Origin of the sequence: Collinsella sp. wc0529 (assembly GCF_046116875.1) — a bacterium.
Classification (GTDB): domain Bacteria; phylum Actinomycetota; class Coriobacteriia; order Coriobacteriales; family Coriobacteriaceae; genus Collinsella.
In genome coordinates this window covers 1523768-1536184 of record NZ_JBJXBO010000001.1, presented here as the reverse complement: position 1 = coordinate 1536184, position 12417 = coordinate 1523768, and the positions used below count along the sequence as shown (strand labels likewise).

Annotated in this window: 10 protein-coding genes; all 10 read right to left on the bottom strand. The window is 60.0% G+C overall.

The window, feature by feature from the left end; all coding sequences use genetic code 11:
* Nucleotides 1-27: 27 nt before the first annotated feature.
* A complete protein-coding gene (locus tag ACKUTP_RS06500) occupies nt 28-1113 on the bottom strand; it encodes an ATP-binding protein (RefSeq protein WP_409063852.1) in 1086 nt (361 codons plus the stop codon).
* Between the two features lies 1 nt (nt 1114).
* A complete protein-coding gene (rny, locus tag ACKUTP_RS06495; RefSeq protein ID WP_089573375.1) occupies nt 1115-2665 on the bottom strand; it encodes a ribonuclease Y in 1551 nt (516 codons plus the stop codon).
* A 257-nt stretch (nt 2666-2922) separates the two neighbouring features.
* The gene (locus ACKUTP_RS06490) at nt 2923-3615 is read right to left on the bottom strand and encodes a regulatory protein RecX (protein ID WP_409063851.1); all 693 of its coding nucleotides are present in this window, start codon (nt 3613-3615) and stop codon (nt 2923-2925) included.
* Nucleotides 3616-3626: 11 nt separating this feature from the next.
* Entirely contained in the window at nt 3627-4775 is a 1149-nt protein-coding gene (gene recA / locus ACKUTP_RS06485) for a recombinase RecA (protein WP_022094695.1), read from the bottom strand.
* Nucleotides 4776-5032: 257 nt separating this feature from the next.
* A complete protein-coding gene (locus ACKUTP_RS06480) occupies nt 5033-5563 on the bottom strand; it encodes a CinA family protein (RefSeq protein WP_409063850.1) in 531 nt (176 codons plus the stop codon).
* Nucleotides 5564-5575: 12 nt separating this feature from the next.
* Nucleotides 5576-6124, bottom strand: a complete 549-nt coding sequence (gene pgsA / locus ACKUTP_RS06475; protein WP_229025873.1) for a CDP-diacylglycerol--glycerol-3-phosphate 3-phosphatidyltransferase — start codon at nt 6122-6124, stop codon at nt 5576-5578.
* Nucleotides 6125-6223: 99 nt separating this feature from the next.
* Entirely contained in the window at nt 6224-7573 is a 1350-nt protein-coding gene (gene rimO, locus ACKUTP_RS06470; RefSeq protein ID WP_271747706.1) for a 30S ribosomal protein S12 methylthiotransferase RimO, read from the bottom strand.
* 27 nt (nt 7574-7600) lie between these two features.
* Nucleotides 7601-8098: a YajQ family cyclic di-GMP-binding protein gene (locus ACKUTP_RS06465; RefSeq protein WP_022094699.1), complete on the bottom strand. Its 498-nt coding sequence runs from the start codon at nt 8096-8098 to the stop codon at nt 7601-7603.
* Nucleotides 8099-8124: 26 nt separating this feature from the next.
* Nucleotides 8125-9636, bottom strand: a complete 1512-nt coding sequence (locus ACKUTP_RS06460) for a RodZ domain-containing protein (protein ID WP_409063849.1) — start codon at nt 9634-9636, stop codon at nt 8125-8127.
* Nucleotides 9636-12416, bottom strand: a complete 2781-nt coding sequence (locus tag ACKUTP_RS06455; protein ID WP_409063848.1) for a DNA translocase FtsK 4TM domain-containing protein — start codon at nt 12414-12416, stop codon at nt 9636-9638. The genes ACKUTP_RS06460 and ACKUTP_RS06455 overlap by 1 nt, the downstream gene beginning before the upstream one ends.
* Nucleotide 12417 lies beyond the last annotated feature (1 nt).

The following is a 12417-nucleotide window of genomic DNA, read 5'->3' as shown; positions in this document are numbered from 1 at the left end:
TCGTACCGAGTGGACTCGGTAAAGGCACTATTCCTCTTTGGCAAGATCGAAGATCACGGTGATTCGATCACGCGAAACGCGAATCTTTGGGTCGCCGCGAAGGTTGAGATAGTACCGGGCGGCAAGGTCATTAAAGTCGCGCTCCACAGCACGCGAAAACTGTGCCATGTCATCCTTGGCAATACGTAGCCCGCGACGATCCTTCGCGAGATCGACAGGAGCCGGCGCATGCGAGGACGAATCACGCTCGCGCAGCAGACGCGAGGTCACACCGCGAACGGGCTTAATCTGCCCTGCCAAAATGCGATGAGCCGTGCGCTCGGACATCTCAAGACCCAAACCCGAGCAGATACGGATAAAGTCCTCGGCATCGGAGGCAAGGCCTAAACGATCGACAACCGGAAGCTCGCTCTCGTCATCAATAAACAGGAGACGAGACGTATCGAGCCGACTTGACGCCTGAGCATAAAGGGTCGCGGCAATCTCAGACGGAGAACCAAGATAGACATCGCAACCACGCAGCTCCTCGAGCGCAAACTCACAGGCAGCGCGAATAATATTATGCGGGCCGCGAGCACAGACATAACGTCCGTCCTCATCCTTGACGGCCTGGGGCCAGCTGGACTGATCGGCACGCTCGCTGAGGCGGTCGGCTGCAACGCTCACCTTAAAGGCTGAACCAAGATCGACGCCGGACGTGACCACACGGGCCTCGTCGGTGTTCTGCTTGATCGAAAACAATGCCATGCCACGACCGTGAACGCCCCAACGGTCCATCTTCATGCTCTCGAGCTTTGAGGTAACGCGAGCATCGAAGATTCGCTCTTGCATATCCTGCGGAACGCCCGAGCCGTTATCCAGAAAGACAAGCGTGCGGACGCCATCTTCCTTGGTCGTGGCGAGATAGACCTTGTCGGCGCCGGCATCGCGAGCATTACGGAGCATTTCGATGACGATATCCTCGACATGCTGAATGTCGTGCTTCGCCTGGCGCCGCTCGGCCTCCGAAACGCGGAGACGGACATACCCCTCGCCAAGGTTCTCCTCGACGCGAAGGTTGCCCTCCCCCGACATCGACGCGATAAATGAGATGAGCTCGTTCGCGTCGCTCATGTTATTTAGCGATATCGACAGCACGGCTCTCGCGAATCACGACGACGCGCACCTGACCGGGATACTCCATCTCTTCCTCGATCTGATGGGCGATATCGTGAGCCAGAACCGTGGACTGGGCATCGGAGATCTTGTCAGGCTGAACCATGACGTGGACCTCGCGACCAGCCTGCATGGCATAGGTACGCTCGACGCCGTCATGGGAGTTGGCGATCTCCTCGAGCTTCTCGAGACGCTTGATGTAGTTCTCGGCAGACTCGCGACGGGCACCGGGGCGAGAAGCAGAGACGGCATCAGCGGCCTGTACCAGGACATCGAGCACCGTGTTGGGGTCAACATCGGCGTGGTGAGCCTCGATAGCGTGGACGATAACGGGCTTCTCGCCATAACGGCGGGCAAGCTCGGCGCCGATGACGGCATGCGGGCCCTCGACGTCGTGGTCGATTGCCTTGCCCAGGTCGTGCAGCAGGCCGGCCCGCTTGGCGGTCACAACGTCCAGGCCAAGCTCGGAAGCCATCACGCCGCAGAGATCAGAGACCTCGAGGGAGTGCTGAAGCACGTTCTGACCAAACGAGGTACGGTAGCGCAAGGCACCAAGGGTCTTGACGATCTCGGGGTGCAGGTCGTGGATGCCGGTATCGAAGGCAGCCTGCTCGCCAGCCTCGCGCACGCGCTGCTGAACCAGGTCGGCAGCCTTGTGATACATCTCCTCGATGCGGGCAGGGTGAATGCGGCCGTCGGCGATGAGGTTCTCGAGGGCGACACGGGCGGTCTCACGACGGACCGGGTCGAAGCTCGAAAGAACGACGGTCTCGGGCGTGTCGTCGATCACGAGGTTGACGCCGGAAACCTGCTCGAAGGTGCGGATGTTGCGACCCTCGCGACCGATGATACGGCCCTTGAGGTCATCAGAGGGAATGTGCACGGAGGTAACGGTGACCTCGGCTGTGTGGTCGGCAGCGCAGCGCTGAATCGCCAGGGACAGAATCTCCTGGGCGGTCTTGTGGCACTCGGCGCGAACCTGCTGCTCGGACTCGCGAATAATCGTGGCGGCCTCGTGGGTGACCTCGCCGCGAACCTTATCGAGGAGTTCCTTGTGGGCGTCCTCGCGGGTCAGGTCGGCGATGCGCTCGAGCTCGGAGGTCTGCTTTGCGCAGAGCTCCTCGAGCTCGCGGGAGCGCTTCTCGACCTGACCGGCCTGGCTGGACAGCTGATGCTCGCGCTTGTCGAGAGCGTCGTTGCGGCGATCAAGGGATTCCTCGCGCTGCATCACTCGGTTCTCGAGCGTACGAATCTCGTTCTTACGCTGCTTGTCCTCAGCCTCGGCGGCCTGCTTGTTCTTGATGATCTCCTCTTTAGCCTCGAGCAGAGCCTCTTTTTTGAGGGTCTCGGCCTGACGCTTAGCATCACCGATCAGGGACTCAGCCTGTGCGTGTGCCGACTGAATCTTTTCGTCGGCCTCGTGAAGACTACCCTGCTTGGCGGTGCGCATGTAGGCAATTGCGGCGATGGCACCCAAAACGATGCCAACGAGCGCTGCGATGATAGGCATGCTCACTCCTTTTTATGGATTCGTTACACAACAAAGCGAACCGTCCTTACGAACGGCTCGCGACATTTGAGTAATATGGGCGCAGCTTATGCGGGTCGGATACAGATAAACATATAAACAAACTCATCACAGATGAGCACATATCACAAAGCAAATGACAGTGTTTATCGTACGTTGAACCACAACAACTGTCAAATAAATGGCCCCAGCACGGCGGCTAAAACGCGGTGAACGGCAGGACCACAAAACGCATACGCCTAAACCGCACATTCCTCGCGTTCGGCATCGAGACGCGCCTTAACGGCATCGGCGGCGATGTGATACGAGAAGCCCTTGCCCATCAAAAACCGAACCAGTTTTTCGAATCCGCGCGTCTCTGGAACACGCCGCTTAGCGAGCAGAGCTGACGCACGCTCCAAATCGTCTTCGACGGCAAAATAATCCTCGGGATAACCGGGAATGTCATCGAGCACGACATGACGGCGCTTGAGCTCGGTCTCGATTTTGCGCTGTCCCCAACCGCGCCGCTTGCGCTCCTCGATAAAGTACGAGCAAAAGCGGCTCTCGTCTAAAAAGCGATACTCGGTGGCGCGCTCGACGGCGAAATCGATCGCAGGCTGGTGAAAGCCGTAGCGAGCCAGCTTGTCACGGACCTCACCCGTCGCATGGTCGCGGCGCGATAACATCTCGGTCACCATGGTAAGTGCACATTTACGCTCGATGAGCTGCACCGCCTCACGAAAGTTGTCCCAATCGCAGGGAAGATCGGGGCGGTTTTTGACATACAGCCGCGCGACCCGCACGGGAATCCAAATGGACCGCTCAAAACCGCCCTCAAGCTCACAATCGATATGTGCGCAGGGCTTTTTGGACGCATATCCGCTCGAGAACGAGGAGGCCGCCTTCTTATCGGGAAAGACGACCATGGCCTCGGTCACCGTATACGACATGAGCGTAACCGCTACTCGTCGTCATCATCGAGCATGGCGGAACCATCGATGGCGTAAAGCTCGTCAAACTCCTCAGGCGCAGGCTGATCGGTCAGCTCGACCTCGGACGGAGCATCGTCATCAAACTCAAGCCCGCAGGCAAGGCGGACCTTATGCTCAATCTCGTCGGCGCAATCGGGGTGTTCGCGCAGGAAAGCCTTGGCGGCCTCGCGGCCGTTGCCGAGCTTGTCCTCGCCATAGGCAAACCAGGAGCCCATCTTCTTGCAGATGCCGCACTCGACAGCCATGTCCAGAATTGAGCCCTCCTTAGAGATGCCCGTACCGTACATGATGTCGAACTCAGCAGAACGGAACGGAGCCGCCACCTTGTTCTTAACGACCTTGGCGCGCACGCGGTTACCGATAACCTCGTCCTTAAGCTTAATGCTGTCGATACGGCGAATGTCGATACGCACCGAAGAGAAGAACTTAAGGGCGCGGCCGCCCGTCGTAGTCTCGGGGTTGCCGAACATGACGCCGATCTTCTCACGCAGCTGGTTAATGAAGATGCACGTCGTGTTGGACTTGGACAGCGAGCCGGCGAGCTTGCGGAGCGCCTGGCTCATCAGGCGAGCCTGAAGACCGACCGTAGTGTCGCCGATCTCTCCCTCGATCTCGGCACGCGGGGTCAGCGCGGCGACGGAGTCGACAACGATGGCATCGATGGCGCCGGAACGCACGAGCATGTCAACAATCTCGAGCGCCTGCTCACCCGTATCGGGCTGGGAAATCAGTACCTCGTCGATATCCACGCCAATGCGCGCGGCATACGTGGGATCGAGCGCGTGCTCGGCATCGATAAATGCCACAACGCCACCCATTGCCTGGGCCTCGGCCAGGATCTCGAGCGAAAGCGTCGTCTTACCGGAGGACTCAGGACCGTAAATCTCGACGATACGGCCGCGCGGCACGCCGCCGATACCCAGCGCGGCATCGAGGGCCAGGGCGCCCGTGGGAATGGCCTCGACCTCGAGCTCGGGGCCACCGTCGCCGTACCTCATGATGGAACCCTGGCCGAATTTCTTCTCGATCTCGGCCTTGGTGGTGGCGATCATCTCATCGCGCTCTTTACCCGTCGTGCGAGCATGAACGGTACGTACGGGACCTGAATTCTTGGCCATGAATAGCCCTCCTCTTAACAACCTGCATCGATAATAAACGAACGGCTGTTCGTGGTCAACCGTTCAGCCCAATCATATGCAGGCGGTCTTTCCAAAACCCAACCAAACGCCGACCAAACACTGACCAAATACTTGACCACAAAGGACCAAATATGAACAAGGCAGGCAAAAATACATCTACAACCAGCACAAACGCTAAATTTGTCAGAGGTCCCTATCTCCACAATTAAGGGGCCCTAAGGCCCCTTAAAACATGTCTATTCCATAGAGTTGAGCACAAGGGCAATGCGCCCCAATGCCTCCGCGACCGCATGGGCACGAACACACGAACGGTCGCCCTCATAGTGGCAGCGCACAGAGTCCACGACCGGCACGCCCCCATCGGCGGAACGATGCGCCCAGCCAATATAGAAAGTGCCCGCCGGATCGTCCTCAGTGCCACCGCCGGGGCCGGCATAACCCGTTGCGCTCACTGCAATATCGCTCTGGTACAGTTCCAGCGAACCCGACGCCATCTCGCGCGCAGTTTGATGCGACACCGCGGTGTAGCGGTCGAGCGTCTCCTGCTCAACACCCAGCACGCGATGCTTAATCTCATCGCAGTAGGTCACCGCACCGCCACGCAGCACCGCCGAGGCGCCCGGGATATCCGCAATCGTCGAGGCGATCATACCCGCCGTCAGCGACTCAGCCGTCGAAACCGTCACACCCCGAGCGCTCGCGCGCTCGACGATATCGCGCGCCAGCTCCTCGTTATGTGCGGAAATCTGCTCAAAAGAGTCCGTCATACCCACCAGGACCTAGACCGAAAAGACGATCTTGCGGCAGTTCCAGAAGTACTGGGCGCCCGAGATAACGGTCAAGACAACGGCAACGGCATACAGGAAGCGCGACACCGAGTAGATGCCGAGCGTCAGCGCCACCGGGCCAAGGTGCAAGCCGGCCATAGCAAAAACGCACAGGTAACCGCAGATGGAGACCATCGTGGTCGCCGTCTTGTACTTGCCGAGCTTATCGGCCGCAACGACCACACCGGCCGCACTCGCGACCATGCGAAGGGCGCTCACCAGAAGCTCACGGAACAGGATAATGAACACGGACCACACGGTCACCGCGCCAAAATCCAAGAACAGCAGCAGGGCCGAGAACACGAGCAGCTTATCGGCGATGGGGTCCAAGAATTTACCGAAGTCGGTGATCTCGTTGCGCGAACGCGCCAGATAACCGTCGACCTTATCGGTGCACGACAGGATCACATACAGAATGAAGGCAGCGGCGGCGAGCGGGCCGTCGAAGATGCTCCAATCCGTACCGGCAACACTCGTGTGAGAAAGCGCCGACACGATCATGAACACCGGGATAAAGACGATGCGAACGCACGTCACGATGTTGGCGGGCGTCCAAACACTCGTCAGTTCCTTATTGCTCTCGTTTGCCACGATGCTCTCCTACTCCACAACATGGCCGATAAGCTCATAGCAGAAGCTATCGGTAAACTCGACAGTCAGAATATCGCCCACGGACGCCTCACTGGCGTCCAAGTGGACCGCGCCATCGGAATCGGGCGCCTGGAACCAGGCATGGCCGATCAGCTCGGCGCCGTCCTCGGTTTCTTCGATACCGTCGACGATCACCTGGGCGCGCTCGCCCACATGTGCGGCGGTGGCGGCAAAACCGAGCGACTCGGCCAGGTCCATGGCCTCCTGGGCGCGCTCGAGCTTGACCTCTTCGTCGACCTGACCCTCCATCTTAGCGGCCAGGCTGCCCTCCTCCTGCGAGTAGGCAAAGACGCTCGTGTAGTCAAAGCCGACGGTGTCCATAAAGTCGATAAGGTCGCGGAACTCGTCGTCGGTCTCGGTCGGGAAGCCGACCATAGCCGTGGAACGGATCACGATGCCGGGGATACGCTCACGCAGATCGCGGAACAGGTCCTCGAGCTCCTGGCGCGAACCGGAACGGCGCATAGCCTTGAGGATGCGCGCGTCGCAGTGCTGCACGGGGATATCGATATAGGGCAGCACCTCGGGCGTATCGCGAATCGTATCGATAAGCTCATCGGTCATGCCCTCGGGCTGCAGATAGAGCACGCGGACCCAGACGTTGTGCGGGCGCACGGCCTCGGCGACGGCACGCAGCAGCTGCGCCAGATTGCGCGGCGAGCCCTCGGCGACATCCTCGTCAGTAAAGTCGGTGCCCCAAATACCCGTGTCCTGGCCGATCAGCACGATCTCGCGCACACCGCCGGCAACCAGGTCGCGTACCTCGGAGATAATGCTCTCGGCATTGCGCGAATGATAGCGACCGCGAATATAGGGAATCATGCAGAAGCTGCAGAAGCGGTTGCAGCCATCGGAAATCTTGACGTAAGCAACGGCGCCCTCGACGGTACGCTTGACCTGAGGGATATAGGCCGCGATTTCACGCTCGACACCCAGCACGCCATCGATGACCGCCACGATGCCGTCCTCCTCGTCGGCCTTCACAAAGGCAGCGACCTCGGGCAGCTCGTCAGGCAGGTCGTCGCCATAGCGCGACGGCACACAGCCGCACATAACGATGGGGCAAGAACGAACGCCGTCCTGAACCTCGTTGGCGAGCTCGAGCGTGGTCTCGATGCTCTCGGACGTTGCGGAGGCGAGGAACGAGCATGTATTGACGATGGCGATATCGGCATCCTGCGGGTCGAATGCCTCCTCGTAGCCCGCAGCGGTCAAAAGAGAACGCATGCGGTCGGTGTCGACCTCGTTCTTAGCGCACCCGAGGGTGATGTAGAGCACGGAGCCCAACGGTGTATCCATGTTGGAGAGCGGTCCTTTCGAATGATATTAGCGGTAGTTGGTGAACTGTAGCGGCTGGCCGTAGTCCTGGTCGCGCAGGAACTGGATCACGGTCTGCAACGCATCCTTCGAAGCAGAGGAAACACGCAGCTTGTCGGCCTCGATGGTCACCTTGACCTTGAGTTTTTGGTCCTTGATGTCCTTGTTGATCTTCTTGGCGGTCGCCTGGTCGATACCCTCGACGATATGGCCGAGCACGCGCACGGTGCCGCCCGATGCCGCCTGAGGAGCATCCCACGAGACAGCCTTGAGGTCAATGCCACGCTTGATGAGCTTGGAACTCAGCACGTCGATAATCTGCTTGGAGACAAAGTCGGCCGGGGCGTTAATCGTAAAGAGCTTGTCGCCCTTCGAAAGCTCGATCGTAGCGCCGGAATCCTTAAGGTCATAGCGCTGGGAAATCTCGCGCGTGGTCTGCTGAAAGGCGTTGTCGACCTCTTGCATGTTGACCTCGGACACGACGTCGAAGCTGGAATCTTTAGCCATGATGTTTCCTTTCGCGTACGAGCGGCTTAGTAGCTATCGTACGAATAGTCGGTAGAATCGGTGGGCGTCTGACCGTCAGTTGCGGTATCGGCGCCATCCGTGGACTGGGCATCGGTACCGTCGGTGGTGTCGGTACCATCGGTGGTGTCGGTACCATCAGTACGTTCACCATTCTCGGAGTCGGTGGTCTCCTTCTTGGGAACGGTGATCGTCACACGCGCCACGCCCGAGGTCTTGGTGTCGTAGCGGACCTTTTCGCCGTTCTTGGTAACGGTGACGTCGGAAGGCTTGGATGTGGTGATCTCGATCGAGGACTCGGGCGTGTACTCCTGCTCAAAGGGGCCAGTCGCCTGGGCGCCATAGACCGACTTGCCGTCGACCTTGACCTCAATCCACGCGGTCTTTCCCTTGGCAACGGAGACTTTGACCTTCGTGACCTCGTTCTCTTCCTTCTTGGCCGTCGTCTTGGTAGTGTCCGAGTCAGTCGACTCATCCGTCGCCTCATCGGTGTCTTCGTCCTCGTCGACCGTTTCGGTCTTCTTGGAAGACTTCTTAGTCGTTGTCTTGGTGGCAGTGGGCGTCTCGGGCGTGGTCTCGGGCGCCGAAGATGCGCAGCCGCGCAGAAGCACCACGATGAGCACAACCAACAGCAGCGCAACGGCACCGATGCCGGCGTAGACGATACGCGGATCGAGCCCGTTGTTTTGAGGAGTACGTGATCCGCCGCGTCCACGATTGGAACTGCTGCGGCCGCCTCCCTGAGGCATACGACCACGATTGCTATCGGAACGGCCGCGATAGCCACCCTGGCCCTGAAGGCTGCGCTGACCCGAGCGGGGCGCAAGTTCACCGCGGCCTTGATAGCCACGCTGGGCCGAACGCGGAGCCGAAGAGCGCTGGCCATACGGCTGTGATTGAGAGCGAAGACGCGGCGTCACCTGCGTGGTATCGGCGTCCGCATAGCCTCCGCGAGAACGTCCCGTAGAGGCACCACGGTAACCGCGATCGGAATAGCCGCCGTCGCCGTAGCCGGCACGAGGGTCACGCGCCACGCCGCGGGCAGCGGGAAGTGCACGGTCCTCGGGCATCGGCGTGCTGCGGAACCGGTCACGCTGTGAGCGAATCTCCTCGCCCGAACCCGTCTCGGTAATATAACCGGCCTGCTGAGGACGCTGTCCATAGCGGGTCGAACGACCGCCCTGAACCATCAGGAAGCGCCCGTTATCGACCGAGGAACGCGAATTAACGTAGCCGGCGGCGTCCTGAAAACGACCGCCCTGCTGCGACGTCTCGCGTTCGTAAGCCATCAGGTCGTCAAAGTAGGCATTGACGACCTCGCGCGGATTGAGGCCCAAAAAGCGAGCATAGCTCGAAATCATGCCCTGCGCATAGCCGCGCGGCGGCATCGAAGCAAAGTTACCGGTCTCGAAAAACTCGATGATCTGCGGCCTGATTTTGATGGTGTTGGCGACCTGCTGAATGGAAAGGCCCATTCGGCGACGCTGCTCAAGCAGCATGTCACCAAAGCGTGCAGCCATCAGAATCCTCCAAACTCACGATCTTCACGTGCCATCTCGGCATCGACAGATTCCAGCGCGGCAAGCCCCTCCTCGTCCAACAGGACCTCACGCGGCTTGGAACCGTCGGGCGGACCGACGACACCCTTTTCTTCCAGCATGTCCATAATACGCCCGGCACGCGCATAGCCAACCTTCAGACGACGTTGCAGGCCAGATGTGGAGCCAAGCTGAGATTCCACCACAATATGGGCGGCTTCCCAAATGAGCGGATCATCGTCTTGCGGCTCGGCGACTCCGGTACGGACAATGCCGCCACCACCCGCCATGGACATGGAAGCGGGCGCCACGGCAGACAGGATCTCCTCGTGGTAGTCGGGCTCGCTCTGCGACTTGACGAACTCGACAATCTCGTTGATTTCGTCATCCGAGACAAAGCAGCCCTGGATACGGCGAGGCTTGCCCCAGTCGACCTTGGAGAACAGCATGTCGCCCAAACCGGTGAGCTTTTCGGCACCCATCTGGTCAATGATGACGCGCGAGTCGATGCCCGTGGCGACGTTAAAGGCGATACGGTTGGTAATGTTGGCCTTGATAAGGCCCGTCACCACGTTGGAGCTCGGACGCTGCGTAGCCACGATGAGGTGAATACCGGCGGCACGGCCCAGCTGGGCGATACGCACGATCGAGGCCTCGACATCCTTGCCGGCAACCATCATCAGGTCCGAGAGCTCGTCGATGATGATGACCAGGTAGGGCATCTTTTGCGGCGGATTGTCGTAATGCTCAAACTCGCCGGCGGCCTGCTTTTCGTTGTAGGTCGAGATCTTACGCACGTTAAGGCGCTCGAAGACCTTCAGACGACGCTCCATCTCGGACACGGCCCATTGCAGAGCGCTCGCGGCCTGCTTGGGCTCGGTCACTACAGGCACGTAAAGATGCGGCAGACCGTTATAGCCCGCGAGCTCGACGCGCTTGGGGTCGACCATGATCAGGCGAACGTCCTCGGGAAGGGCGCGCATGAGCAGAGTCGTAATGATGGAGTTGATCATGACCGACTTACCGGAACCGGTCGTACCGGCAATAAGCAGGTGGGGCATCTTGGCAAGGTCGGCGACGACCGGCGTACCCTCGGCATCTCGACCGATGGCCAGCTCGAGCGGACCGCCCTTCACATAGGGCAGCACGTCGCCCAGGTTGACGTTCTGGCGCTTGCGATTGGGGATCTCGATACCAACGAGCGAGGTGCCGGGGATCGGGGCAAAGATACGCACCGACTGGGCAGCGAGCGAAAGCGCGATATCGTCCTCGAGGCTCGAGATCTTGCTCACGCGCTCGCCCTCGCCAGGTTGCAGCTTAAAGGTCGTGACCGTGGGGCCGGCGATCCAGCCGACCACGCGGGCACTACGACCAAACTCCAGCAAGGTAGACTGAAGCGACTCGGCAGTCTGTTCCAGCTCCTTGTCAGAAGACGCGGAGGAAGCCGACTGCGGGTTGGCATGCAGAATCTCAAGTGGCGGAAGTTTGAGGCCGTCCTCTTCTTCGCCCTCGTTATCTGCGGCGCCGCCGTCCGCTCCCCCATCGCTAGCCGCAGCCGATTCGACAGCACTCAAGGCAGGCGCATCGGCAACCTTGGGATGCTTCAAGAAGTCGGGGATCTGAGGTGCTGCCGAGACAGGATTCACGGCAAACGGCGGCTCGGACTCGTCGATCTTATCGGGGTCGTCTTCCATCGAAAGCTGACCGGTTACCTGGTCGCGCTTTGCATGGCGACGCGGCAGCAAAGTTGTCTTTGCGGTCTCAATCGGAGCCTCGTCGTCCTCGTCATCGCCCTCGGTGAGCTCAATCTCGCTCTCGGACCAAGACGGGTCGGGCTCACTCGTATTGAGTTTGGGCGCAGCCTTGCCCTTCTTGGCATGGCGGCGCGGCAACAGCGTCGTCTTAGCGCGCTCAGCTTCCACGGCATCGGACACGTCGACAAACGGATCCTCGTCCTCGTCGTCATCGTCCAAAACCGGGTCCACATCGTTGCCCATGACCGTGGTCACGGCAGCATCGGAGCCCTTTTGACGAAGAATGCTCAGGTGAGGACGGGCAACGCCGGGCACCGACAGGGCCTCATCGTCACCCCACGGACTCGCGTTAACATCGGCACGACGGCGCTCGGCAAAATCAGCCGCACGGTCGCGAGCAGAGCGCAAAACGCCGCCCACCGAAAAGCCGATGATGACCAGGCCCACGACGACAAGGCCCAACAGGACCACCATCGCGATAGGCTTACCCAGGGCATTCTGCAGCGCACTCGCAATAAACGCACCAATGTAGCCACCCGAGGCGGACAGATTTTGCGGCGTGAACATAAGGTCGTACGAGTCGCTCGTACCTGGCACCATCAACGAAAGAATGGAGACGACGGCGATAAAGACCACGGCGCCGCCCGCAACAGAGCGCGCGTTGAGCGGCGAGTCCTCGCCTAAAAAGAGCGTGGCGGCAAACAGCAAAATGACGATCGGCAGCACGTAGGCGCCCAGACCAAAGCCCAAGTGGTAGAAACCGGCAACCGCAGCCGTAACGGGCGCAGTCGCCGGCGAAATCACGGCAATAAAGGACGCAATCGCCAAGACGGCAATGACCACGCCGGCGATATCGCGGTTGGCCGAAGGCTCGACCAAGGGCTCGAAATCATCGAACTCGGACTCGTGACCCTTATTGGCACGCAGATGGGAACCGGCACCCCTAGCAGATGCCGGTTGGTTATTGGCCTTATTGCCTTTGGCGTTTTGTGCAGATCCGCGCGCCAAA